This is a genomic window from Rhodococcus sp. SGAir0479 (genome assembly GCF_005484805.1).
In the GTDB taxonomy this organism is placed as follows: domain Bacteria; phylum Actinomycetota; class Actinomycetes; order Mycobacteriales; family Mycobacteriaceae; genus Prescottella.
Map to the genome: position 1 here is coordinate 3355941 of NZ_CP039432.1, position 24593 is coordinate 3380533.

The 24593-nt window shown below is 71.8% G+C and carries 19 protein-coding genes; 5 read left to right on the plus strand and 14 right to left on the minus strand.

Annotation, left to right across the window (positions count from 1 at the left end; translation table 11 throughout):
• Window positions 1-31 precede the first annotated feature (31 nt).
• From E7742_RS15715 to E7742_RS15730, 4 genes are read right to left on the minus strand one after another with little or no spacing between them, the layout of a single operon-like run.
• Window positions 32-751, minus strand: a complete 720-nt coding sequence (locus E7742_RS15715) for an ABC transporter ATP-binding protein (RefSeq protein ID WP_137799785.1) — start codon at window positions 749-751, stop codon at window positions 32-34.
• Window positions 751-2574: a branched-chain amino acid ABC transporter ATP-binding protein/permease gene (locus E7742_RS15720; RefSeq protein WP_137799786.1), complete on the minus strand. Its 1824-nt coding sequence runs from the start codon at window positions 2572-2574 to the stop codon at window positions 751-753. Before E7742_RS15720 ends, E7742_RS15715 begins: the two co-directional genes overlap by 1 nt.
• A gap of 2 nt (window positions 2575-2576) precedes the next feature.
• Window positions 2577-3434 carry a branched-chain amino acid ABC transporter permease gene (locus tag E7742_RS15725; RefSeq protein WP_137799787.1) on the minus strand — a complete coding sequence of 286 codons (858 nt, stop codon included), beginning with the start codon at window positions 3432-3434 and terminating at the stop codon, window positions 2577-2579.
• A gap of 43 nt (window positions 3435-3477) precedes the next feature.
• On the minus strand, window positions 3478-4692 hold the full coding sequence (locus tag E7742_RS15730) for an ABC transporter substrate-binding protein (RefSeq protein ID WP_137799788.1): 1215 nt from the start codon (window positions 4690-4692) through the stop codon (window positions 3478-3480).
• 440 nt (window positions 4693-5132) lie between these two features.
• Here E7742_RS15730 and E7742_RS15735 point away from each other — a divergent pair, with 440 nt between their 5' ends.
• On the plus strand, window positions 5133-5996 hold the full coding sequence (locus E7742_RS15735; RefSeq protein ID WP_137799789.1) for an endonuclease domain-containing protein: 864 nt from the start codon (window positions 5133-5135) through the stop codon (window positions 5994-5996).
• A 73-nt stretch (window positions 5997-6069) separates the two neighbouring features.
• Here E7742_RS15735 and E7742_RS15740 read toward each other — a convergent pair whose 3' ends face one another.
• Genes E7742_RS15740 through dnaK form a run of 4 tightly spaced genes read right to left on the minus strand, consistent with a single transcriptional unit; the run spans window position 6070 to window position 10127 of the window.
• On the minus strand, window positions 6070-6477 hold the full coding sequence (locus tag E7742_RS15740; protein ID WP_137799790.1) for a heat shock protein transcriptional repressor HspR: 408 nt from the start codon (window positions 6475-6477) through the stop codon (window positions 6070-6072).
• Between the two features lie 32 nt (window positions 6478-6509).
• Window positions 6510-7676 carry a molecular chaperone DnaJ gene (dnaJ, locus tag E7742_RS15745; RefSeq protein WP_137799791.1) on the minus strand — a complete coding sequence of 389 codons (1167 nt, stop codon included), beginning with the start codon at window positions 7674-7676 and terminating at the stop codon, window positions 6510-6512.
• 34 nt (window positions 7677-7710) lie between these two features.
• A complete protein-coding gene (gene grpE / locus E7742_RS15750) occupies window positions 7711-8289 on the minus strand; it encodes a nucleotide exchange factor GrpE (RefSeq protein ID WP_137799792.1) in 579 nt (192 codons plus the stop codon).
• The gene (gene dnaK / locus E7742_RS15755; protein WP_137799793.1) at window positions 8286-10127 is read right to left on the minus strand and encodes a molecular chaperone DnaK; all 1842 of its coding nucleotides are present in this window, start codon (window positions 10125-10127) and stop codon (window positions 8286-8288) included. The genes grpE and dnaK overlap by 4 nt, the downstream gene beginning before the upstream one ends.
• Before the next feature lie 252 nt (window positions 10128-10379).
• On the opposite strand from dnaK, the gene E7742_RS15760 reads away from it, so the two are divergent.
• Both E7742_RS15760 and E7742_RS15765 read left to right on the plus strand, forming a co-directional pair.
• Complete coding sequence (locus E7742_RS15760) at window positions 10380-10991, plus strand: hypothetical protein (protein WP_254699028.1); 612 nt, start codon at window positions 10380-10382, stop codon at window positions 10989-10991.
• A complete protein-coding gene (locus E7742_RS15765) occupies window positions 10988-12406 on the plus strand; it encodes a phytoene desaturase family protein (RefSeq protein ID WP_137799794.1) in 1419 nt (472 codons plus the stop codon). Before E7742_RS15760 ends, E7742_RS15765 begins: the two co-directional genes overlap by 4 nt.
• Before the next feature lie 19 nt (window positions 12407-12425).
• On the opposite strand, the gene E7742_RS15770 is transcribed toward E7742_RS15765, so the two are convergent.
• From E7742_RS15770 to E7742_RS15780, 3 genes are all read right to left on the minus strand, one after another.
• Entirely contained in the window at window positions 12426-12674 is a 249-nt protein-coding gene (locus E7742_RS15770; RefSeq protein ID WP_137799795.1) for a modification methylase HgiDII, read from the minus strand.
• A gap of 170 nt (window positions 12675-12844) precedes the next feature.
• The gene (locus tag E7742_RS15775; RefSeq protein ID WP_137799796.1) at window positions 12845-13726 is read right to left on the minus strand and encodes a serine hydrolase; all 882 of its coding nucleotides are present in this window, start codon (window positions 13724-13726) and stop codon (window positions 12845-12847) included.
• Window positions 13723-14619 (minus strand): LysR family transcriptional regulator, encoded by an 897-nt coding sequence (locus tag E7742_RS15780; protein ID WP_137799797.1) that lies wholly within the window; start codon window positions 14617-14619, stop codon window positions 13723-13725. The genes E7742_RS15775 and E7742_RS15780 overlap by 4 nt, the downstream gene beginning before the upstream one ends.
• Window positions 14620-14742: 123 nt before the next feature.
• Here E7742_RS15780 and E7742_RS15785 point away from each other — a divergent pair, with 123 nt between their 5' ends.
• On the plus strand, window positions 14743-16512 hold the full coding sequence (locus tag E7742_RS15785) for a penicillin-binding transpeptidase domain-containing protein (protein WP_137799798.1): 1770 nt from the start codon (window positions 14743-14745) through the stop codon (window positions 16510-16512).
• Window positions 16513-16527: 15 nt separating this feature from the next.
• Here the strand turns inward: E7742_RS15785 and E7742_RS15790 are convergent, their stop codons facing one another.
• The 3 genes from E7742_RS15790 to E7742_RS23640 form a co-directional block, all read right to left on the minus strand.
• On the minus strand, window positions 16528-18006 hold the full coding sequence (locus E7742_RS15790; protein ID WP_137799799.1) for a dynamin family protein: 1479 nt from the start codon (window positions 18004-18006) through the stop codon (window positions 16528-16530).
• Window positions 18003-19823 carry a dynamin family protein gene (locus E7742_RS15795; RefSeq protein ID WP_137799800.1) on the minus strand — a complete coding sequence of 607 codons (1821 nt, stop codon included), beginning with the start codon at window positions 19821-19823 and terminating at the stop codon, window positions 18003-18005. Before E7742_RS15795 ends, E7742_RS15790 begins: the two co-directional genes overlap by 4 nt.
• 149 nt (window positions 19824-19972) lie before the next feature.
• A complete protein-coding gene (locus E7742_RS23640) occupies window positions 19973-22516 on the minus strand; it encodes an IniB N-terminal domain-containing protein (protein ID WP_137799801.1) in 2544 nt (847 codons plus the stop codon).
• 286 nt (window positions 22517-22802) lie between these two features.
• Between E7742_RS23640 and E7742_RS15805 the strand changes: the two genes are divergently transcribed.
• Entirely contained in the window at window positions 22803-24593 is a 1791-nt protein-coding gene (locus tag E7742_RS15805; RefSeq protein WP_137799802.1) for an Hsp70 family protein, read from the plus strand.

Genomic DNA, 24593 nt, shown 5'->3' on the forward strand with positions numbered 1-24593 from the left:
GTGAATTCCCGTTCAGGGTTGGGAGCGGCGTTCAGACGCGGCCGAAGTACGCGTCCCGCAGCACCGCGATGTCGTCGATCTCCGACGCCGGCGAATCCATCACGACCTTCCCGATGTCGAGAACGGTCACGTGGTCGGCCACGCTCATCGCGGCCTCGACGGCCTGCTCGACGAGGAGGACGGCCAGCCCGGTCTCCTTGAGCAGCTGCACCCGCTCCATCACCTCGTTGACGATGACCGGGGCCAGGCCGCCGGACGGCTCGTCGAGCAGCAGCAGCGCCGGGTTCGACATCAGTGCCGCACCGATCGCCAGCATCTGCTGCTGGCCCCCGGACATCGACCCCGCCAGCAGCTTCCGCTTCTCCCCGAGGATCGGGAACATCTCGTAGATGCGCTCGACGTCGGGGCCGAGCGCACTGCGCCGCATCCTGCGGGTGTAGCCGCCGAGCAGCAGGTTCTGCTCGACGGTCTGCTTGTGGAAGACCCGCTTGCCCTCCTGCACGTAGGCCATTCCGCGGCGCACCCGCTGGTGGGCGGCGACACCGGAGATGTCCTGCCCGTTCATCTCGATGGTGCCCCCGTGCACCTTGTTCAGCCCGGAGATCGCGCGCAGCGTGCTGGTCTTGCCGGCACCGTTGCGCCCCAGCAGCGCGGTGACCCGGCCCGGGAAGACGTCGAACGAGACGTCCCACACCACCCGCAGGTCACCATAACCGGACTGCAGATTCTTCACGCTCAGAACCGGTTCCATCACTTCGCCCTCTCCAGCTCGGCCGCCGCGCCGCCGTCGGGATCGACGCCGAGGTATTCGCTGAGCACCCGCGGGTGGTGCTCGATCTCCGCAGGCGGACCCGCGGCGATGACCTCGCCCTGCGCCAGCACGACGATGGTGTCGGCGAGCGAGAGCACCAGACGGAAATTGTGCTCCACCAACAGGACCGTGGCTCCGGCGTCGCGCAGTGCCCGGATGAGCACCGACAGCCGCACCAGTTCGTCCTCGTCCATGCCCGACGCGATCTCGTCGAGCAGCAGCACACGCGGTTCGGCGATCACGGCGCGTGCCACCTCGAGCATGCGCCGCATGCCCAGCGGCAACGACGTCGCCACTTCGTTGCGCAGGTGCGACATGCCGACGAGCTCGAGCACCCGCTCTGCCTCGGCGACGTCGGCCCGGGCGACCCGGCGGAAGCCCGGCAGCCGCAGGATCGCCGACAGCATCGAGGCCCGGTCGGTCATGTACCGGCCCGACGCGACGGCCTCGAGCACGGTGACGTTCTCGGGGATGTTCGGCGTCTGGAACGTGCGGGCCACGCCCTCGCGCGCCACCCGGTGCGACGAGAACGTCTGGACCTCGGTGTCGCCGATGACGATGCGTCCGGCGTCGGCGGTGTAGAAGCCGCACACCATGTTCAGCAGGGTCGTCTTGCCGGACCCGTTGGGCCCGATCAGCGCGGTGACCTGTCCGGCCTCCGCGCGCAACGTCGCCGCCTTCAGCGCCTGGTTGCCGCCGAACGCCTTCGAGATGCCGTCGACCTCGAGCGGGGCACCGGCGATGGGCGCCACGACGGGCACCTCGTTCGGGTCGCGCGGCGCGGGCCGCTCCACCACACCGATGCCGGCCTTGCGGTCCAGGCGGGCCGCCAGGTTCCGGAAGACCTTGGTGAGCCCACCGGAGAGCAGGACGCCACCGAGGATGAGGAACCCGCCGTAGAACAGCAGCGAGTACTCCTGGAACGCCGTCGACTGGTTGGGGCCGAACTGCATGATGGCCGCACCGATCACGGCGCCGTACACGCTGGCGGAACCACCCAGGATCGACGCCGCCAGCACCGCGGTCGCGAACGTGAACCCGAACGTCTCCGGGGAGATGTACAGGTCGGTGTTCGCGAACAGGGCGCCCGCGAGGCCCGCGGGCAGCGCGCCGATCGCGTAGCCCAGCAACTTCATCCGGTACACCGACACGCCCTGGGACTGCGCCAGCACCGGCGACTGCTTGAGCGTGCGGAACGCGATGCCGTGCCGCGAGACCACGAGGTTGCGCATCACCACGAACCACAGGATCGCCACGCCGACGACGACGTAGTAGATGTCCTTGTCGACGTCCTGCCCCAGCAGCGTCGGCGGTTCCATGCCCGACAGGCCGTTGCGGCCGCCGGTGTTGCCGCCGAAGATCGCCAGGATGTCCGGCACCAGCAGGATCAGGAAGAACGACGTCATCGCCAACGACCAACTTCCCAGCCGCAGACCGGGAATGCCGGTGACGATGCCCACGACCAGCGCGACCGCACCGGCCGCGACCAACTGCAACAGGATCTCGGTGTGCCCGGCCTGGGAGAGCAGGCCGGCCGTGTAGGCACCGGCCGCGTACATCGCGGCCTGGCCCAGCGCCAGTTCACCCGCGTACCCGAGGCTGAGGTTGAGGCCGCTGACGACGAGCGCCAGGATGCACGCCAACTGCAGCTGCCGGGTGTTGGTGGCGTCCAGGCCGAGCATCGGCGCGAAGAACACCACCGCCCCGAACACGAGCGCGAAGATCCAACTGGGGATCGCGCGCAGAGTTCGCCAGATCTGCATGGCTACACCACCCGTTCCTTCACCGTGCCGAACAGTCCGGCGGGCTTGACCATGAGGATGACGATCAGCACCACGAACACCGCGATGTTGCTGTACTGGCTACCCGCCCACAGCGCGGTGAACGATTCGACCAGTCCGACGGTGAGACCACCGATGAGCGCGCCCGGCAGCGAACCGAACCCGCCGATGGCCAGCGCCACGAAGCCCTTGAGCGCCAACGCGGCGCCGAGCGTCGCGACCGCGAACGTCTTGGGCCCCACGAACAGGCCCAGGACACCGGCGAGCGCGCCGGAGAAGGCGAACGCGCCCATCGCGATCCGGCGCACGTTCACCCCCCGGAGCATCGCCGCCTCCCGGTCCTCGGAAACGCCCATCAGCGCGAGACCGGTCATGGTCCGCTTGCTGAGCTGTCCGAGCCCGATCACCAGCACGATCGAGAGCACCAGCAGCGCGATCTCCACCGGATAGGTGCGACCCCCGAGGATGGTGATGGGGTCGTTGGAGCCGAAGAACGGAACCGCGAGCGGCTCACTGCCCCAGATCAACTGCGTCGCCCCGTTGAGCAGCGTCGCCGCGCCCAACGTGGTGACGAGTTGGTTCTGGTGGTCGGCCACCGGCCGGATCGCGACCATCTCCTCGACGGCCGCGAGGATCATCACCGTCACGGTCGCCATGACGGCGACCACCAGCACGGGCAACTCCAGCGTCACCAGACCGGTGTAGGCCACGAACGTGCCGACCATCATCAACTGTGCCTGCGCGAAGTTGAACGTGTTGGACGAGACGAACACGATGTTGTAGCCGATCGCGACGAGCACGTAGACAGCGCCGAGGGCGAGCCCCGACCACAGCATGGTCACAGCCGGCACCTCCCTCGCGCCGATGCAACGACGATCACCGCGCTCATGCCTGCGCGTTACCGAACTGGCCGTTGACGACCTTGGTGGGCGCGATGAACTTCATCTCGTCCTGGGTGGGGTTGGGGCCGTGGTTCTCGGCGGTGAAGTTGTAGCGCGACAGGAAGGCCGTCTTCGCGTTCTTCTGCACCTCTTCGGTTTCCAGGGCCTCGGCCAGCTTCTCGGCGTCGGTGGTGGTGCCGGCCTTCTCGGCGGCGGCGGCCACCAGCGGGAACGCGTCGTAGTTGTCGGCGATGATCAGCGTCGACGAGATGGTGCCCAGCGACGCCATGGTGTCGACCATCTGGTTGACGGCCTCGTTGTTCGGGTCGTAGACGGTGCTCGTGAAGACCTGCGTGACGAGGTTCTTCGTCTCGGGCGTACCCAGCACGCCGTTCGGCGGCTCGTTGGCGACGAGGCTGGTGCTCGACACCGACGTGTTGCCGATCAGCGGCACGTCCCAGCCCAGCCTCTGCATGCTCTGCAGGACGTAGCCCAGCGGCGCACCGTAGGCGTCCAGCGCGAGAGCCTTGGCGCCGGCGTTCTTGAGCGACTGCAACTGCGCGGTCATGTCGAGTGCGGTCGCCTCGTACTCCTCGTTGCCGACCTGCTTCAGACCCGACTTCTCCAGCGCCGCCGTCATCTCCTTGCCGAACAGCTCGCCGTACGCGGTGCTGCCGTGGATGACGCCGATGTCGTCGTAGCCCTTCTCCTTCGCGTGGCCGGCGATGCCGCGCGCGTTGTCGGCGGCACCGGGCGCGAGGTCGAAGTTGAGCGGGAACTTCGACGGATCCGTCGAATCCGGGGTGGGCGCGACGTTGAACGAGAGGATGTCGTTCTGCTTGAGGATCGGCAGCACCGCGGCACCGATCGACGAGGGCCCGGAGTTGAGGACCAGGTCCGGCTTCTGCTTGTTGATGGCCTCGCGCACCTTGGTCACCGCGACCGTGGCGTCGCCGGCGTCGTCGACGACCGTCAGCTCGATCTGGCGGCCGCCGATGCCGCCGGCCTGGTTCTGCACCTCGACACCGGCCTTGGTGGCCAGGATCGACGTCTGCGCATTCGCGGCGAGCACACCCTGCGCACTGATGCCGCCCGTGACGAGCACCCGGTAGGGCTGGTCCGCCCCGCCGGACTCGCCCGAGTCGGCGGAACCACACGCCGCGAGAGTCAGCACCGACGCGGCGACGGCCGCAACGAGAACTGGACGCCGATTTCCCATGACTGTCCTCCTAGGACACCCGTAAGACACACCGAACCAAGCGCTCGCTTGGTTCCGTCGGACACGAGAAGGCCCGGGAGGGAAGCGCTTTGCCGCGCTTCACCCGCCGAACACAACCCGACGAGCCCCCGTTCGGGACCGAACGTTTGCTCGAGCCGGGAGCTTATGAGTGTGACGCAGATAACGTCAAACGGAACTACCACGAGACGGGAAAGTCACCGAAGAATCTCCGGTGGCGCTACACTCCGCCCCGCCCGCGCCTCCCTCGAAACCCTGAACGGGAATTCACGGCACGGTTCCGCGATCGAACCGTGCCATGAATTCCCGTTCAGGGCTTGGGCGGGGGCGGGTTGTCCACAGGGGCGGGGATTTCCACAGGACCGCTCGGGCGGGGTGGGAGCGGGCAATGAACGTCGGACCGCCGGGCGAGCGTGCGGGACATGACTGCACTTCTCGTACCGTTCCGCGGCGCCGCGGCGCTGGACCGGGGGCTGGTGAGCCGACGCGGGCTCCGGCGCCACTACGTCCGCCTCTACCCGGACACCTACGTGCACCGCGATGTCGAGGTCGACGCCCGCACCCGCGCCCTCGCCGCGTGGCACTGGTGCGGCGGCCGCGGAGTCCTGGCCGGGGCGTCGGCCGCCGCGCTGTGGGGCGCCCGGTGGATCGACGGCGCCGCGCCCGGTGTGCTCGCGTCCACCGCACATCTGCGTCCTCCGCCCGGGATCACGCTCTGGCGCGACGACGTCCCGGCCGACGAGGTGACCACGCGGTCCGGTGTGCGGCTGACGACACCGCTGCGCACCGCGTTCGATCTGGGACGCCGCCTCGACCACGATCCCGCAGTCGAGTCCGTCGACGCGCTCTACCACGCGACACGGATCACCCGGGACGAGCTCGTCGCGTTCACCGCGCAACACCCCGGGGAGCGGGGAATCGTGCAGCTACGCAACGTGATCGATGACTCCGACGAGGGCGCGGAGTCGCCGTGGGAGACCCGGACCCGGCTCGCGCTCGTCCGCGCCGGGCTGCCGCGCCCCGACACCCAGGTGACCATCCGCGACGCGGGCCGCTTCGTCGGCCGGGTCGACATGGTGTGGGAGCGGTGGCGCGTCGTCGTGGAGTACGACGGCGACCACCACTTCGAACCCGAACAGCGCAACCGTGACGTCGAACGGTGGAACGCGCTCGAGGCCGCGGGGTGGCGGGTGATCCGAGTCAAGGCCCGACAGCTGCTCTACGGCCGGCAGACCCTGATCGCGCAGATCACGCGGGTGCTGCGGGCCGCCGGCGCACCGGTGTGAAACGCCGAACGGGAATTCACGGCACGCTTTCGGGGAGAAAACGTGCCGTGAATTCCCGTTCAGGAGTGGGAGGTCAGCGCTCGCTGCGCGGCTTCCACACGACGATCGCGTTGCTGCGCGGAATGGGCACCAGGTCGCGGCGGTAGCTGGCGTGAACCTTCGCGATCTCCGCGGCCAGCTCGTTCACCCGGTTCTGCAGCGCCTCCACCTGGTTGGTCAGTTCGATGATGCGCTTGATGCCGGCGAGGTTGACGCCCTCGTCCTGCGAGAGCCGCTGCACCTCGCGCAGCAGCGCCACGTCGCGCGGCGAGTACCGGCGTCCGCCCCCGGTCGTGCGGTGCGGAGTCACCAGGCCGAGCCGGTCGTAGTTGCGCAGCGTCTGCGCATGCATGCCGGCGAGTTCGGCGGCCACCGAGATCACGAACACCCGCGCGTCGGGGTCCGGCGTGGACTCCGACTGGTTACGCACCTTGTCGCTCATGCTGGTTCACCCGTTCGATCGGTTGGGGACCGTCAGGCCCCGGCCCATCCTGCCCGCGGATCGAATCCGCTGGCCTTCTCCGCCTCCAGGTACGCCTGGAGGGCCTCTCGCGCCGGGTCGTCGAGCTTCTGCGGAACCGCGACCTCGACGGTCACGAGCAGATCCCCGGCACCGCCGTCGCGCTTGGGCACGCCGCGCCCACGCACCCTGAGAACTCGTCCGTTCGCGGTACCGGCCGGGATCTTCACGCCCACACGCCCGTCCAGCGTCGGAACCGACAGCGTCGTACCCAGCGCCAGTTCGCCGTAGCTCACCGGGACCACGACCGTGAGGTCGTCCCCGTTGCGCCCGAAGACCTTGTCGGGACGCACGTGCACGGTGACGTACAGGTCGCCCGACGGTGCACCCCGCAGCCCGGCCTCGCCCTGACCGGCCAGCCGGATCCGGGTGCCGTCGCTGACGCCGGACGGCACCCGCACGGTGATGGTCCGGGTGCGGTTGGTGACGCCGTTGCCGTGGCAGTCCGGGCACGGGTCGTCGATGATGGAGCCGGTGCCGCGGCAGTCGTCGCACGGCTCACTGAAGCCGAACGCGCCCTGGTTGCGGCTGACGATGCCGGTTCCGTTGCAGCGCGGGCACACTCGCGGGCTGGTGCCGGGCTTGGCGCCGCTGCCGTGACACGTGGTGCACGGCGACGGGCTGGTCAGCCGCAGCGGGACGGTGACCCCCTGCGCGGCCTCACGGAACTCGAGCGTGGTCTCGGTCTCGACGTCGCTGCCGCGCCGCGGACGCGAGCTCGCGGTCGTGGTGCGGCCGCCGCCGCGGTTGAACAGGCCGCCGAAGAGGTCCCCGAGACCGCCCTCCCCGCCGGCGCCGCCACCGAAGATGTCGCCGATGTCGAAGCCGCCGCTGAAACCACCGGCGCCGCCGCTGTATCCGGCGCCGGGGCCGAAGCCGCCGCTCGCGAACAGGCGGCGGGCCTCGTCGTACTCCTTGCGCTTGGCCGGATCGGACAGCACGGCGTGCGCCTCGCTGACCGCCTTGAACCGGTCCTCGGCCTTGGTGTCACCGGGGTTGGCGTCGGGATGCAGATCCCGGGCCAGCTTGCGGTACGCCTTCTTGATCTCGTCGGCGGACGCATCGGAGGAGACGCCCAGTTCCTTGTAGAAGTCCTTCTCGATCCACTCCCGTTGGCTCACTGGGCGCCTCCTCCTTTCATCGTTTCCTGTTGTGTTACTCGGCAGCCGCGTCGGCTGCGGACTCACCGTGCGTGACGGTCACCATCGCCGTCCGGAGGACCCGGTCGCCGAGGCGGTATCCCTTGCGGAGCACCGCGCCGAGCACGGGACGGTCGCCGTCGCCCTCCATCTGCACGGCCTCGTGCAGATCGGCGGAGAACGGCTCGCCCTCCTCGCCGAACGCGGCGAGGCCGAGTCCGTCGAGAATTCCGGACAGCTTGTCCGACAACGCCTTCATCGGCCCGGACTCGAGATCCCCGTGGGCGCGGGCCCGGTCGAGATCGTCGACGAGGTCGAGGAACTTGCCGACCACGGCCGCCCGCTCGTCCTCGACTGCCCGATCGATGCGGGACAGCGAGTTGCGGCGGATGTTGGCGATCTCGGCCTTCGCGTAGCCCAGTTCGGTCTCGAACTGGTCCCGCTCGGCCGCGACCTTGGCCAGCTCGTCTCCCTCGGCCGCACCGGCCTCGGCCGCCTCCTCGGAGGCGACCGAAGCGGTGTCGTCGGTGTCGAACGGATCGACGACCTTGCCGTCGGTGATCACGGGATCCCGGTCGGGGTTCTCGGCGGTCACTTCTTGTCCTGATCGGTCGGCTCGTCGACGACCTCGGCGTCGACGACGTTCGGGTCGGACGCGCCGGCGTCGTCACCGGCGGCGGCGCCGTCGGCGGCCTGCGACTCGTAGATCGCCTGGCCCAGCGCCTGCGACTCGGTCGAGAGCTTCTCGACCGCGGACTTGACGGCCGCCAGGTCGGTGCCGGCCAGGGCCGTCTTGACCTCGGTGATCGCGGACTCGACCTTCTCCTTGACGTCGGCCGGGACCTTGTCCTCGTTGTCCTTGATGAACTTCTCGGTCTGGTGCACCAGCGAGTCGGCCTGGTTGCGGACCTCGGCCTCCTCGCGGCGGGCCTTGTCCTCCTCGGCGTGCGCCTCGGCGTCCTTGACCATGCGATCGATCTCTTCCTTGGACAGGCCGGAGCCGTCCTGGATCTTGATCGTGTTCTCCTTGCCGGTGCCCTTGTCCTTCGCGGTGACGTGGACGATGCCGTTGGCGTCGATGTCGAAGGTGACCTCGATCTGCGGCACGCCGCGCGGGGCCGGCGGGATGCCCGACAGCTCGAACGAGCCGAGCAGCTTGTTGTGCGACGCGATCTCGCGCTCACCCTGGAACACCTGGATCTGCACCGACGGCTGGTTGTCGTCGGCGGTGGTGAAGGTCTCGCTGCGCTTGGTCGGGATCGTGGTGTTGCGCTCGATGAGCTTGGTCATCACGCCACCCTTGGTCTCGATACCGAGGGACAGCGGGGTGACGTCGAGCAGCAGGACGTCCTTGACCTCACCCTTGAGGACGCCGGCCTGCAGCGCGGCACCGACGGCCACGACCTCGTCCGGGTTGACGCCCTTGTTGGGCTCACGGCCACCGGTCAGCTCACGCACCAGGTCCGAGACGGCGGGCATACGGGTGGAGCCACCGACGAGCACGACGTGGTCGATGTCCTTGACGGCGATGCCGGCATCCTTGACGACCTGCTGGAACGGGGCGCGGGTGCGGTCGAGGAGATCGGAGGTGATCTTCTGGAACTCGCTGCGCGACAGCTGCTCGTCGAGGAACAGCGGGTTCTTGTCGGCGTCGACCGTGATGTACGGGAGGTTGATGGAGGTGCTCTGCGAGCTGGACAGCTCGATCTTCGCCTTCTCCGCGGCCTCACGCAGACGCTGCAGGGCCATCTTGTCCTTGGTCAGGTCGATGCCGTTCTGCGCCTTGAACTTGTCGACGAGCCACGACACGACGCGCTCGTCCCAGTCGTCGCCACCGAGGTGGTTGTCACCGGAGGTGGCACGCACCTCGACGACACCGTCGCCGATCTCGAGCAGGGACACGTCGAAGGTGCCGCCACCGAGGTCGAAGACCAGGATGGTCTGTTCCTTCTCGCCCTTGTCGAGGCCGTACGCGAGCGCTGCCGCGGTGGGCTCGTTGACGATGCGCAGGACGTTGAGGCCCGCGATCTGGCCGGCTTCCTTGGTGGCCTGACGCTGCGAGTCCTCGAAGTACGCGGGGACGGTGATGACGGCGTCGGTGATCTCCTCACCCAGGTACGCCTCGGCGTCACGCTTGAGCTTCATCAGCGTGCGGGCGCTGATCTCCTGCGGCGTGTACTTCTTGTCGTCGATCTCCACGGTCCAGTCGGTACCGATGTGGCGCTTGACCGAGCGGATGGTGCGGTCGACGTTGGTGACCGCCTGGTTCTTGGCGGGCTGACCGACGAGCACTTCACCGTTCTTGGCGAAGGCGACGATCGACGGGGTGGTGCGCGAGCCCTCGGAGTTGGCGACCACTACGGGCTCGCCGCCTTCGAGTACCGACACGACCGAGTTGGTGGTCCCGAGGTCGATTCCGACCGCACGAGCCATAGTGATCCCTCACTTTCCTTCTTTGCAGCTTCGTGAGCTGCAGTTTTCGTTCTCTACCAGGATTCGACGAACCTGGGTGAGCGCGTTCGACTCAAGTTTGCATCCGACCCGGATCGGTGTCAATTTCAAACTTGAGCCTGATTCACTCAGGTTCTCGATTGGCTCAACGGGCCGCGCGCCGAGATTGTTCCCGCGCCGGTGAGCCGTCCGAGAATCTCCCGCTCCGGTGGGCGCGCTGGCTACGATTTCCCCGTGACAGCCACCGGTGAGCACGACGACTCCGTGACGCTCGACCCCGCCGCAGGTCCGGCCGCCGGTCGCCAACGGCCTCGTCCGCCCCGGCCCGACGTCGCGGTCACGCCCCTGCGTGCCCCTCTCGACGACCCGGGCCCCGCCCCGCGGGCACTCCCGGCCGCGGTCACGGTGTGGGGCGCGTCCTTCGCCGCGTTCGCCGTGCTGGCGGCGGCGCTCGCCGCGAACTACGACGCCATCGTCGACGCGCTCGGAGCGGGCCTCGCCGCCGACGATCCGACGGCGGACCCCGCCACCGTCGACCAGGTGGCGGGCCTGACGGTGCTGGGCGTGGGCGGTGTCGGCCTGCTGCTGGTGCTGGCCGGGGTGCTCGGCATCGTCCGACTCCGCTCGGGCCGCAACACCCGTGGCCGCGTCTGGCTCACCGTGGTCGCCGTCCTCACCGTGGTGGCCGCGGTGACGTCGTGGTCCGTGCTGTCCGACGCCGGCCACCTCGCGTTCGGGGTGCCCGCGTGGGCGCCGTTGCTGCAGGCGGTGCTGATCGTCGTGGGCACCGGTCTGCTGTTCACCCCGTCGGCCTCGTCGTGGCTGCACCGCCGGGGCGGCCGATGACGGACGCGGTCGTCGTCGGCTCCGGTCCCAACGGGCTGGCGGCGGCCGTGACGCTCGCACTCCGCGGCGTCACGGTCACCGTGTACGAGGCGGCCGACACGATCGGCGGCGGCACCCGGACCACCGAACGCATCCGGCCGGGACTGCTGCACGACGAGTGTTCGGCGACGCACCCGCTGGGTGTCGCCTCCCCCTTCTTCCGGTCGCTCGACCTGGGCGCCCACGGACTCGAGTGGCGCCGCGCCGAGATCGATCTTGCGCACCCTCTCGATGACGCCGTGGCCGGGGTCTACAGCCGCTCGCTGGGTCGGACGGCGGAGCGGCTCGGGCCGGACGGTGCGGCGTGGCGGCGGCTGTTCGCTCCGCTGGCCGAACACGTCGACGCGATCACCGCCGAGGTGCTGCGGCCCATGACCCACGTGCCCACGCATCCGGTCTCCCTCGCCCGCTTCGGTCTCCGAGCGCTGCTGCCCGCGACGCTGACCGCGCGGCGCTGGCGGACTCAGCAGGCGCAGGCGCTGTTCGGCGGGGTCGCCGCGCACGCCTACCACCCGCTGACCCGGCCGACGACGTCGGCGGTGGGCCTGCTGATGCTGGCCGCGGGCCACCGCTACGGCTGGCCGGTCCCGCGCGGCGGCTCCCGCGCGATCACCGACGCCCTGGCGTCGCTGCTGGTCGCTCACGGAGGACGCATCGAGACCGGCCGCCGCGTCCGCTCCCTCGGCGAACTGCCGCGCACCGACGTCACGATGCTCGACCTCTCCCCCGCGGGGGTCGCCGCCCTGGCGGGCGATCGGCTCCCGGCACGGGTCGCTCGCGCCTACCGGCGGTACCGGTTCGGGCCCGCGGCCTTCAAGCTCGACCTCGCCGTCGAGGGCGGGATCCCGTGGCGCGACGACGCGTGCCGGCGCGCCGGTTCGGTCCATCTGGGCGGCACCCTCGCGGAGATCGCCGCCGCGGAGCGGGACCTGCACCGCGGGCGCATGCCCGAACGACCGTTCGTGTTGATCGGCCAGCAGTACCTGGCCGACCCGACCCGGTCGGTGGGCGACATCCACCCGGTGTGGACCTACGCGCACGTGCCGCACGGGTACACCGGCGACGCGACCGAGGCCATCCTCCGGCAGATCGAACGGTTCGCCCCGCGCACGCGGGAGCGGATCGTCGGCAGCTTCAGTCGCTCCGCGGCCGAGATGCCGGTCTACAACCCCAACTACGTGGGCGGTGACATCGCGTCCGGGGCCAACGGCCCCTGGCAGTTGCTCGCCCGGCCGCGCCTGGCGGTCGATCCGTACGCCACCGGGATTCCCGGCGTCTACATCTGTTCGGCGTCGACGCCGCCCGGTGGCGGCGTACACGGCATGGGCGGGCACAACGCAGCACGCTCCGCGCTGCGGCATCTCGCACGCACCTGACCGACGTCAGGGGCGTGCGTTACTGGTAATCCCGGATCAGCCGGTCGAACTCGTCGCGGTCGATCAGTCCGGGTTGTCCGATGTCGAGCGCAGTCAAATACTTTGTCGCGAGCCGGAAGTCATGGCCCAGCTGACCGTGTTCGCCGTCGCGCGACTCGTCCTGCGCCGACGCTCCGGGCGGCACCTCGTCCTGCAGGCCGTTGGTGCGGCGTCCGATCATCGCATCGATCTTCGCGGTCACATCACTCAAGAGTTGGCGATCTGTCATCGATGTCTCACCTCCTCGATTCGTAGTACCCACTATGCCCGGACGTCACCCATCCCGCCGGTCACGGACACCCGAGAGGACTTGCCGCCCAATCGGTGCGTCCACCGCCTCGATCCACACATGTGGACGAACCTGTGCATGAACATGTTTCGGTGTCGGGCCGCCGGACGTCACCCGCGCCGGCGCAGCTCCGCGACGGCCACGCGCGCCGCCTGCCCGATCACGGCGTCGGCCTTGGGGAGCAGCGGATCCGCGCGCGCCGCGCGGGTGAACACCGCGACCGCGAACGCGTCGCCGTCGGGAAACTCGATCACCCCCACCTCGTTACGGACCGCGCCGAGGGTGCCGGTCTTGCCCGCCACCGTGACATCGGCGAACGGGAAGCCCGAGCGCAGTCGCGCCGTCGACACCTGACTCGCCGTCACCGCGCGCATGAACGCCGACTGTTCGGCCGACGCGCACGCACCGCGCCACAGGGCGGACAGCAGCGTCGTCATGTCCCGCGCGGTGGTGGCGCTCGACAGAACCGGGTCGTATCCGGCGGGCCGGACGATCGTGTCGTTGTCCCCGAGCGCGGCGAACGCCTCTGCCGGAGAGCGCGTCTCGGTGTCGTCGACGAGCCGCTGCAGGATCTGCGCGGTGCCCCCCAGGACGCGGGTCGAGTGCAATCCGAGGGTCTGCATCGTCTCGTTCACCCGATCCACCCCGATCCGGCGCAGGACCTCGTCGGCCGCGGCGTTGTCCGACAGCGTCATCATCGACCGCACCGCGTCCCGCCACGACAACCGCACCGGGTCGAGGAACTGCGAGATCCCGGTGGGGCCCGGCGTGCGCCCCTCGGGTTCGAGCGTCACCTGTTCGCGCGGATCGAGGTCTCCGGAGTCCACCATGCGACAGAACGTCACCAGCACCGGCAGCTTGTAGACCGACGCCATGACGACGGGAGCGTCCGCGTCCAGCCCGGTCTCGGCGGCGGCGCCCCGGACCGGCACGGCGTGCACCCACCCGCGCACTCCGGCGTCGGCGAACAACTCGGCGAACCGGCCCGTCATCGCGGACCTCCGGGGGTCGCGGCGAAACGGGCGATGCACGCCGCGGCGGCGTCCAGGACGTCGTCGGGGACGTCCCCGGCGGCCGCGCGCAGACACCGCAGCCGCAGCCGCAACGACTCGGTGTCCGGGCGCACGCGGCGCACTCCCGGCGCGGTCAGCTCCGGGTCGGCGGTGAGCGCGAACGCGTGCCCCGCGGCCACCGAAGCGAGGGCCCATCGGTCGTCGGGGGCGTGCACCACGTCGAGGTCCATGCCCAGGCGCGCGAACACGTCGCCCTGCAGGTCGTACGCCGCCGGACCGTCCGCCCGCGGCGGCGACGCCAGGCGCAGTCCCCCGAGCCGGGAGAGCTCGCACGGATCGTGCCCGGCCGCCGGGTGCGTCGCCGGCACCAGCAGCGTGAGCGGCAGCGCCACCACGTCGCCGCCGACCAGCGGTTCCACCAGCGCCGGATGCTCCACCACCCCGACGTCCACGGCGCCGGAGCCGAGTTGGTCGATCAGCTCCACGCTGGGCGCGATCGTCACCTCCACCCGGCCCGACGGCGTCGCCGCCCGCACGGTCGCGACGAGGTCGGCGACCAGCGCGGTGGGCACCTTGGGCATCACGCCCAACCGCAGGGTCCGTTCCGCGGTGCCGCGGCGGCGCGCCGACTCGGTGAACCGCCGGGCCCGGGCCACCAGGTCGACGGCGTCGGGAAGCAGCGACTGCCCGGCCGCGGTGAGCCGGACACCCTTGGCGCCCCGGTGAAAGAGCGTCACCCCGAGTTCGCGTTCGAGCTTCTTGACGCCCTGACTCAGCGGCGGCTGGGTCATGCCGAGCCGGGCGGCGGCGCGGCCGAAGTGTTGTTCCTCGGCCACCGCGATGAAGAATTCCAGGTGCAGCAGAAGGTTCACTACCTCGCCTCACCTGCCTTCATATCCATTTCGTCTCGCACCGACGAGCATAGGATATTGGACTGGCTCGCCTGCCGGGTGCTTCGCTGCCTCTCGTACGTCGGTCGAGAGAACGGAGTGAGGATGACGCCGGTGAGGTGGAGGAGCGCGGTGCTGGCCGTCGCCGGGACGATCGCGCTGACCTCGTGCGGGGTCTTCGGCCCGGACTCCGGTGAGACGGTGGCGCGACAGTTCACCGAGGCGCTCGCGGCGCGGGACGTCGACCGGGCCGCCGCCCTCACCGACGCCCCGGCGCGGGCCGCCGACGTCCTGCGGCGCACGTTCGACGGGCTCGGCGACGGCGCGCACGGCTCGTTCACTGTCGAATCGGCGAGCGACGCACTGTTCACGTACCGGTCGACGTGGGACTTCGGCGGCGGGCGGGAGTGGGACTACTCCACCTCGGTCGGCCTGGACAGTGTCGGCGGCAACCGCCGTGTCGCGTGGTCGTCCGCCGTCGTCAACGAGCGGTTGCGCGGCGAGCAGGCCCTGCAGTACACGACCATCGCCGACACCCGCGCGGTGCTCGACGCCAACGGCATGGCGCTCATGGAGCCCCGCACCGTGACCGTCGTCGACGGCGACCCGAAGGTCCTCGCGGCCGACGCGGCGGCACGGACGGCGGTCACGACGCTGCTCGGGCGGGTGGTGCCCGGCTTCACGTTGCCGGAACCGGATCCGGCGGCCGGGTGGGTGAACCTGGTGAGCCTGCGCGAGGAGGACGCGGCGCCGATCCGCGCCCAGCTCGAGACGCTGCGCGGCGTTCGGGTGGCGGACCGGATGCAGCTGTTGACCGTCGATCGGGAGATGACGTCACCGGTGGTCGCGGGACTGCGGGAGACGTGGGAGTCGCGGCAGCGGGAATCGGCGGGCTGGAGCGTGCAGGCCGTGGACCCGGACGGCAGCGTCACCGGCAGCCTCGCGGGCGGCGACCCGCCCAGCGGCACGGCGATGCGCACCACGCTGGATCCGCGCATCCAACACCTCGCGCAGCGGGCCGTGGACACCGAACCGCGTGCCAGCGCGCTGGTGGCACTCGACCCCGGCACCGGTCAGGTGCTCGCGGTGGCGCAGAACGCGGCCGCCGACAAGTCCGGTCCCATCGCGCTCACCGGCCTGTACCCGCCCGGCTCGACGTTCAAGACGGTCACCACCATGGCGGCGCTGCGCAGCGGCGACGTGGACGCCGACTCCGTCGTTGACTGCCCCGGCACCGCCGACATCGAGGGCCGCCGGATCCCCAACGAGAACGAGTTCGACCTGGGCCGGGTGCCGCTGCACACCGCGTTCGCGCATTCGTGCAACACCACGATGGGCCGGCTCGCGGTGGGGTTGCCCGCCGACGCGCTGCGGGAGCAGGCCCGCGAGTTCGGGCTGGGCGTGGATTACGTGACGCCCGGGCTCACCACCGTCACGGGCTCGGTGCCGTCCGCCGACACCCCGGCCGAGCGGGTCGAGGCGGCCATCGGTCAGGGGCAGGACCTGGCCACGCCGTTCGGGATGGCGGTGGTGGCCGCGGCGATCGCGGCGGGCCGCGCCCCCGTCCCGCAGCTGATCGGCGGCGAGCCCGCCACCGCCGACCACACGCCGGACCCGCTCGACGCGGCCCACGTGCGCGACCTGAAGGCGATGATGGCCGAGGCCGTGCGCAGCGGCACCGCCACCAGCCTGTCCGACGTCTCCGGTCTCATCGGCAAGACGGGGACGGCCGAGTTCGGCGACGGCACGCACTCGCACGGCTGGTTCGTCGGCATCCGCGGCAACGTGGCGTTCGCGGTGCTGGTCGTCTCGGGCGAGAGCTCGGGGCCGGCGCTCGACATCGCCGGGCACTTCCTGCGCCCGCTCGACGACTGACCTGATCCGGACGGCTCAGGGCTGCAGCGCGCCGTCCAGTTCCGCGAGCACACCCTCGGCGCTGCGGGCGGCCACCCGGCAGGCGCGGGCGGTGAACTGGTCCACCAGCGGGTGCGCGGCGCGCTCGCGCCACTTGCGGACCGCGTCGAGTGCGAGGGCGCGCCCGGCGTCGGGTGCGATGTCCGGGTCGACGCCGAGGCGTTGCGCGGCGCCGATCCCGAATCCGCCCAGCAGGCGCTGCAACTCGGTCAGATCGTCGGCGCCCAGCCCGGTCTCCGTGCCGCGGAGGCGGCCGAGCATCCGCAATTCCTGGAAGCCGTGGACGTCGGCGAGCAGGCGCCGGACGTCGGCCAGCACGGCCGCGGTCCCCGGCCCGGGACGGGTCTCGAGGACGCGTTCGAGCGCGACGAGCGCCGAGTGCGTCTTGAGCTGGTCCGCGCGCTGGCCGAACTGGACGTCGATGACCTGACGCAGTTCGTCGAGTCCGCTGCGCGCCACCAACTCCGCCGCGAGCGTCGGGGAATCCGTGACACCCAACCGGATCAGCATGACCGCCAGTCGAATTCCGAAGAGCCCGAACCGGTCGGCCAGCTGCCGGCGCATCGCCGCGTCCACCGGCAGCGCCGCGTCCTCGCGGGCGAACCGGTCGGCCGAGAGCATCGCCAACTGCAGGTCGTCCGGCGGTACCGCGGCGAGGGCCTCGAACGCCGCGAACTCGCTCTGCCGCAGCGTCCGGGCGCCCAGCGCCAGCAGCCCGGCGACGGGCACCACGGCCTGGCACAGCCCGGTCAGTTCCAGCTCCGACGCGAACCGCGCCGCCATGTCCTTCGCGGACATCATCGCGTCGGCCCGGCCGGCCCCCACCTCGTCGGCCCGCGAGACCACGCCGACGACGCCGAGCGGCCCGGACTCGCCGCCCACGTGCGCGCCGATCCGGCCGAGGAACTGGACGTCGGACGCGCTGAGGCTGCGCAGCAGGTACACGACCGCGTCCGCGCCGGACACCGCGTTCTCGGGCGTGAGCATCTCGAGGGTGCGCGCGGAGACGTCCTTCGACAGCGACGACGTGCCCGGCGTGTCGATGATCGTCGTGTGCGTGAGCGCGCTCGCCGGCCACTCGACGTCGAGGCGGTCCACCCGGTCGGCCGTCAGTTCCCCGAGGTCGAAGGTGAGCCGGCCGGCCCGGCGCTGCACGGTGACCGCGGCCGACGCGTCGCCGTCGTACCGGGCGGTGACCGTGGGGGTGTGCCCGCTGCGGTACCACGTCACCACCCGCGTGCACTCGGTCGCGTCGGTGGGGGCGATGTCCTGCCCGACGAACGCGTTGAGCAGCGTGGACTTGCCGGCCTTGAGCGACCCGGCCAGCGCGATCCGCAGCGGCTGCTCGAGTCGGGCCGCGCACTCGGCGAGCTGGGCCCGCGCCACCGCGTCCGCCGGGTAGGCGTCGCGCGCCGCCGCGACGAGGGCCCGGGCGCGATCGAGGGACGTCGTCATGCGGTGGCCGCCCGGGACTCGGCGTCCTCGACCGGGAACAGCTGCGCGGCGCGCTGTTTCAGTTCGGTCAGGGCCGCCAGCTGCCGCTCGACCTCGGCGGCGCGACGGCTGCGTTCGGCGGAGGCGACGGTGGCCGCCTCCTGTGCGGCGCGCAGCGAATCGGCGAGCGACCGCAGTGTCTGCTCGGCGATGGCGGTGAAGTGGTCGCGCAGCAGGCGCTGGACGATCCGCAGCCGGTCCTTGGACTCCTTGCCCACCTGGAAGCTGACGTCGTCGGTGAAGCGCCGGATCGCGACCTTCGCGTCGGCCCGGCGCTTGACCACCCGCGCGTCGCGGTCGTCGCGATACGCCTTGGTGCCCAACAGGAATCCCGCACCGACCGAGATGGGATTGACCAGCGCCATGCCCATCAGCGTGGTCACCAGACCGAACATGAGCACGCCGCCGTACGACCCGCGCATGCCCACCAGCACCTTCTGGGTGATGCCGATGCGCCCGGACTCGAGATCGGACAACTCGGCGACCGGCTCGAGCAACCCGTCGGTGTCCGCGACGTCCAGCTGCGGCAGTTCCACCGCGCCCGCGTCGGCGAAGTGCTCGGCCACCACCTCGGCGAGCCACAGCGCCCGCTCGTGAGCCCACACGAAGTTGTCGCCCACCGACTGCGCGATCTGCTGCTCGAGCCACTCCCCCAGCTCGGTCCACTCCTTGCCCGGGTCGCCCTCGTCGACCGCGCGCTCGGCCTCCCGGGTGACCTGCCGCAGCCGGTCCCGCAGGTCGTGGTCGATGTCCGACGCCAGGTCGGCGATCCCGTCCGCGAGTGTCTGCTGCCAGCGGGCGGTCTTCTTCTGCAGTTCCTCGGTGGCGGCCTTGGCGCGCTGCAGTTCCGCGACGGCCGCCGCGCCCTTCTCCGGGTCGCGTAGCGCCGCCAGCTCGCTCGCGAGCGCGAGCTGCAGGTGTTCGACGACGGAGTGGACGTCGAGGGAAACCGTCCGGCGCAGCCCGCCCTCGGCGTGCTCGACGACGCGGGTGCGCAGGAACGCGTACAGCGCGTCGAAGCCGGATTCCTCGTGCAGCGAGCGGTCGTCGAGGCGCATCGCGTGCGAGCGCAGGAGCGACGAGATCGGCAGCAGCGGGACGTCGAGTCCGGCGCGCGTGAGGTGCTCGCGGTCGACGTCGACGATCCGGCGCCAGTGCGGGTACAGATCGGTCTTGGTGACCAGGCACGCCGTGGCCGGGCACAGGCCGGTGACCTGCCGCAGGAACGTGAGTTCGGGTTCGGTGAACTCCTGGCTGGCGTCGGACAGCACCAGGACGGCGTCGGCCGCCGGCAGCAGGCCCAGGGTGGCGGCGGCGTGCGGGTTTCCGTGTCCGCCCACTCCCGGGGTGTCGACGAAGACGAGGCCGTCGGCCAGCAGCGGACTGGGGACGTTCACTTCCAGTCGCAGTACCTCGCGGCCCTCCGCCAGCGGCATCTTGGGGTGCACCGTGTCGAGTCGGTCGAGCGGCACCGGCACCCGGCGGGGTTCGCTGCCGGGCTCGGCGAGGACCAACTCGGCGAACGCGTCCGCGGCGTTCTGCACCACGGTCGGCACCGCCGTGGTCTCGTCGTCACCCACCGAACACACCGAGAGGTTGAGCAGGGAATTGACGAACTGGCTCTTGCCCTGCTTGAGCTGTCCCACCACCACGACCCGGAAGCGTGGGTCGACCACCCGGGTCCGGACCAGCCCCAGGCGCTGCACCAGATCGTGTCGCCCGGTCGAGGAGGCGATCTCCACCGTCCGATCGAGCAGGCTCGTCATCGCGTCGTTCATGAGTTCCGCTGCCCCGCTTCTTCGTTCCGACCTGCACCCGCATCACCGATGCCGGCACTGACTGATCCACCGCTCCGTCGGAGACGAACCGGGGCCCCGCTCGCATTAGCGCGTGCGGGGCCCCGTTCGTTACATGCCCGGTGTGGACGTCACGGCAGCGGGTCGTGGCCGAGGTCCAGGTGGACGGGCGCCGGATCGACGACGGCACCGAGCTGGTCCCCGAGGTCGGCGACCGCGCCGCCGAACAGTCCGGCGTCCGACTGTGCGGAGCCGAACGCGTCGGTGTCGATGGTGGACCAGGCGTTCGCGCCGCCGGACAGCTGCGCGGCGGTGTCCACCGCGCCCTGCAGCGCGGCGTCGAACCCGCTCGTGAGGTCGGCCGCGATGTCGCCGGCGCCGGTGAAACCGGCGTCGAGGCCGCCCGCGAATCCGCCCCCGAGCTCCGCGCCGACGCCGCCGTCCACGGCGCCGGTGGAACCGAGGCCGCCTGCCAGACCGGCGTCGAGGCCGCTGGACACGTCCGCCACCGCGGACGTCGCGGCGTCGACCATGCCGTCGAACGCGCCGCTCAGACCCGCGCCCAGGTCCACGCCCAGGCCGGCGCCCAGGTCGCCGGTGGAGCCGAGGCCGGCGCCGAGCTGGCCACCCAGCTCGCCACCGACCTGGCCACCCAATTGGCCACCGAGCTCCCCGGCGGCGTCGCCCACCGCACCAAGTCCACCGCCGGCGCCGAGCGCCGCGTCGAGAGCCGCACCGAGGTCGCCGCCCGCCGTGCTGCCGGTGCCCAGCAGGCCGCTGAGCGCGCCACCCAGCTCCGCCCCGAACCCGGCGTCGCCGCCGAGCAGGGCTCCGAGATCGAGCGCGGTCCCGGACTCGAGTCCGCCGCCCAGCACGCCACCGAGCGCGGCGCCGAGATCCGCACCGGCCGAACCGCCCACACCGAAGGCGCCCTCGAGCAGGCCACCGAGATCCGCGCCGGCGCCCACCTCGATGTTGCCGCCGAGCGCGAGCGCGCTGTCGAGTGCCGCGGCGAGCGACGTCGTCAGCGCACCGTCCACGTCGAGCGCGCTGCCGAGCGCACCGCTGATGGCGGCGCCGAGATCGCCGCCGGCGTTCACCAGGGCATCGAGGTCGAGGCTGCCACCGAGCCCGCCGTCCAGGGCAGCGCCGAGGGCGGCCCCGAGCTCGGCGCCGACAGCGCCGCCACTCGCGAGGGCAGTCTCCAGCGCTCCGCTGAGTGCGGCGGTGAGGTCCGCCCCGACGGAGCCGCCCAGCTGGGCGGCCAGGTCGGCGCCGACGGTCAGGGCGGACTCGAGAGCGCCGGTGAGCGCCGCCCCGAGGTCGCCGCCGACCCCGAGCGCGCCGCCGAGCACCGACTCCAGGGAGCCGCCCAGGTCACCCGCCGCCGCGACCGCGCCCTCGAGGGCACTGCCGAACGCCGCGCCGAGCGAGGCACCGAGGTCGCCGCCGACCGCGAAGGCGCTCTCGAGGGCCGCCGTCAGGCCACCGCCCGCCTCCAGCAGGCCCGTCAGATCGAGGCTGCCGGCGCCGTCGAGCGCCGCGCCCAGGGCGGCACCGAGCTGCGCGGCCAGGTCCCCGTCGACGCCCAGCGACCCGCCGATGGCGGTCCCCAGCTGCGCGCCGAGGTCGAGCGCGGCGTCGATGTCCACCAGCTGCGCGAGGTCGAACGCCCCGCCGAGTTCGAGGGCGCCGCCCAGAGCGGCACCGAGGTCGGCGCCGATGGAGCCGCCCAGCGAGAGCGCCGATTCGAGCAGACCGCTCAGGTCCGCACCCACGCCGGCGAGGACGTCGCCGTCGAGGCCGCCCGCGAGGGACAGCGCCGATGCGAGGGCCGACTCCAGCGCGCCCGAGAGCGATGCCCCGAGGTCGGCGCCCGCTCCGATCGCCGCGTCGAACATCGCACCCAGCGTGGTGCCGAGCTGACCACCCAAATCGCCACCGATCGCGAACGCGTTCTCGAGCGCGGCCGTCAGCGCGCCGTCGACGGACAGCAGCCCGTCCAGGTCGATGCCGCCGATGCCCTCGAACGCCGCACCCAGCGCCGCACCGAGATCCGTGACGAGCGAGCCGTCGATGTCGAGCGCACCGCCCAGCGCCGCGGCCAGCGCGCCGCCCAGGTCCACCGAACCGGCAACGTCCGTCAGACCGCCGAGGTCGAGGCTGCCGCCGAGCCCGGCCGCCGCCTCGATCGCCGCGCCGATGGCGGCACCGAGCTGGGCGCCGATGGCACCGCCCGCGGCGAGCGCGGCGTTCAGCCCGGCCGCGAGGTCGCCGCCGAAGTCGAAGCCACCACCGAGACCGCCGCCGATCCCACCGGCGAGGCCACCGCCCACCGCGGCACCGACGCCCAGGCCGGCTCCCGCGCCGAGGCCGGCGCCGCCGCCCAGCCCGAGGCCCGCGCCCAGGCCGCCGCCCAGTCCGCCACCGGCAGTGGCGCCGATCGAGCCCGCCGCTCCGGTGCCCGCGGCGAGGATGGCGCTCAGATCGCCCGCGGCGCCGCCGAACAGGCCGGATTCGGCCACCATCGGGGCCACCGCGGCGATGTCGGCCACGCACACGTCGGACAGGCCGGCCGCGGTCAGGGCCCCCTGCGGGTTGGCGCAGTAGGCGGCGGCGGCGTCCTCGTCGCGGAGGAGCCGGAGGATGAAGTCGAGAACTGCGTTGCTGGCCATGAGAACACTCCTGATGGTCGGAGGCGGGGCTGCCGCGGTGCGAGAACCCTGCGGCGAGATCGATCTCCACGCTACGAATCCGGGCGTCGCGGGGGAACGGGGCAGATCCCCCCGCCGGCGGGCCGGGGATGCGCGGGTCCCCGTATAGGGGATCGCGCCCGATTAGGGGATCGTCCCCGAATCTGCATCGCTCGCGTGAGGTTTCCGTAACGAACGCCCGCCGGTGGCCGACAATCGCCATACCAACGGCGGCTGTGCAACCCGCCCCGAACGGATGGAGAGGCGAATGGCCGCCGGGCTCGGAATTGCTGTCGGAACCACCAATTCGGTCATCGCCGTCGCCCCCGATCATGCATCGGCGACCGACGAGACGGCCGCGGTCCACTCGCGGCCCACCGCGTTGTCCGTGCCGACCGACGGGGCGCCGGTGCTGGCCGGGCTGGATGTCTCCCCCACCGGGACGCGGGTGACCGGGTACGTCGAACGAGTCGGAGACCCGGTGGGCCTGCTCGACGACAGCGGCCGCGTGCACCGCGGGGAAGACCTGTTCGCCGCGACCGTGACCGGGTTGATCGCCACCGTGCACGACGAGGGCGACGACACCGCCTCCGCGGACGCCGTCGTCGTCACCCACCCCACTGCGTGGAGCGCGTACACCGTCTCCGCACTCGAATCCGCGCTGGACCGCGCGGGCGTGCCGGACGCACGGCTGGTGCCCGAGGCCCTGGCCTGCGTGCGCTGGCTCGAGTCCGCCCGCGGGCCGCAGGGCGACGGCGTCGTGGTGGTCTACGACCTCGGCGGCTCCGGGCTGGACGTCACGGTGGTCCGGACCGGCGCCGCACCGTCGGTCATCGGGCGCCCGCTCCACTCCGAGGACTTCGCCGGCGACAGCATCGACCACCTGGTGACCCGCCTCGTCCTCGACGGCCTGGCCGGGCGGACGGCCGACCTCGACCCGTTCGACGCCGCGACGACGGCCGCGCTGCTCGACCTGCGCCGGCGCTGCACCGACGCCAAGGAAGCCCTGTCGACCGACACCGAGACGACACTCGCGGTAGCGCTCCCGGGCCTCGGGACCGACGTGCGGCTCGTACGCTCGGAGCTCGAGGACCTGATCCGGGAACCGCTGACGAAGTCCCTCGAACTGGTTCGGGAAGCGTTGCGCGCGGCCGAGATCGAGAGTTCCGACGTCACCGCCGTACTGCTCGCCGGCGGTGGCGGTGCGATCCCGCTCGTCGCCGAACTGGTCTCGTCCGAACTGGGCCTCACCGTCGTCGCGGCGCCCGAGCCGGCCCGGACCGCGGCCCTCGGCGCCGCCCGTCTCGCGGCCGACGTCCCCGCCGCGGCGGCCGCCCCGGCCGCAGTCGCCACCGCCGAGACCGTCGAGCTGCCGCGCGCCGCGGCCGCACCGGTCGTCCCGGCGTTCCCGACGCGGCGCCACACCACCCGCGACGGCTCGAGCATGCGGCGGCGGGTCGCGGTGGTGGCGTCCGCGGCCGCCGCGCTGGCGGTGCTCACCGCGGGCGGACTGGCGCTCGGGACCTCGTCGGCGCCTCCCGCGCAATCGAGTTCGCCCGACATCGGCACCTCCACCTCGACCACCGCACCCACCACCGGCGGGGACCGTCCGGTGACGGAGCCGGGCACCGCGGACGCGGTCACCGTCGGGCGCACCGGCACCGGCACCGGCACCGGTACCCAGGCGCCCGCTGTCGCCGGTGCCGAGGGCGGCGCCCCCGCCGCGGGTGCCGCCGGAACCCCGGCCACCCCCGGCGCGCCGACGTCCGACGGCGCCCCCGGCGCTCCCGCGCCCGCACCCGCCGCGCCGCCCGCCACCCCCTCCGGCACCGAGCCGGGAGGCGGAACACCGCCGCCGGTCTACCCGCCGTCCGGTGGTGGACCCTCGGCGCCGGTCTACAACGGGCCGTCCCCGAGCGAGGTCGGTGCGGGAATGGGCCAGGTGGCCACGGGAATCGGCCAGGGCCTCGGCGGTGTCGTGACCGGCATCGGCACCGGCGTCGGCAACGTCGTCGGAGCCGTCGTCGATCCCGTCACCGGGCTGCTGATCGGACAGTAA

Excerpts from the sequence above, each read along its gene's own strand:
- E7742_RS15715 (WP_137799785.1), bottom strand. The coding sequence starts at position 751 with ATGGAACCGGTTCTGAGCGTGAAGAATCTGCAGTCCGGTTATGGTGAC.
- E7742_RS15720 (WP_137799786.1), bottom strand. The coding sequence starts at position 2,574 with ATGCAGATCTGGCGAACTCTGCGCGCGATCCCCAGTTGGATCTTCGCG.
- E7742_RS15730 (WP_137799788.1), bottom strand. The coding sequence starts at position 4,692 with ATGGGAAATCGGCGTCCAGTTCTCGTTGCGGCCGTCGCCGCGTCGGTG.
- E7742_RS15735 (WP_137799789.1), top strand. The coding sequence starts at position 5,133 with ATGACTGCACTTCTCGTACCGTTCCGCGGCGCCGCGGCGCTGGACCGG.
- E7742_RS15740 (WP_137799790.1), bottom strand. The coding sequence starts at position 6,477 with ATGAGCGACAAGGTGCGTAACCAGTCGGAGTCCACGCCGGACCCCGAC.
- dnaK (WP_137799793.1), bottom strand. The coding sequence starts at position 10,127 with ATGGCTCGTGCGGTCGGAATCGACCTCGGGACCACCAACTCGGTCGTG.
- E7742_RS15765 (WP_137799794.1), top strand. The coding sequence starts at position 10,988 with ATGACGGACGCGGTCGTCGTCGGCTCCGGTCCCAACGGGCTGGCGGCG.
- E7742_RS15770 (WP_137799795.1), bottom strand. The coding sequence starts at position 12,674 with ATGACAGATCGCCAACTCTTGAGTGATGTGACCGCGAAGATCGATGCG.
- E7742_RS15775 (WP_137799796.1), bottom strand. The coding sequence starts at position 13,726 with ATGACGGGCCGGTTCGCCGAGTTGTTCGCCGACGCCGGAGTGCGCGGG.
- E7742_RS15785 (WP_137799798.1), top strand. The coding sequence starts at position 14,743 with ATGACGCCGGTGAGGTGGAGGAGCGCGGTGCTGGCCGTCGCCGGGACG.
- E7742_RS15790 (WP_137799799.1), bottom strand. The coding sequence starts at position 18,006 with ATGACGACGTCCCTCGATCGCGCCCGGGCCCTCGTCGCGGCGGCGCGC.
- E7742_RS15795 (WP_137799800.1), bottom strand. The coding sequence starts at position 19,823 with ATGAACGACGCGATGACGAGCCTGCTCGATCGGACGGTGGAGATCGCC.
- E7742_RS23640 (WP_137799801.1), bottom strand. The coding sequence starts at position 22,516 with ATGGCCAGCAACGCAGTTCTCGACTTCATCCTCCGGCTCCTCCGCGAC.
- E7742_RS15805 (WP_137799802.1), top strand. The coding sequence starts at position 22,803 with ATGGCCGCCGGGCTCGGAATTGCTGTCGGAACCACCAATTCGGTCATC.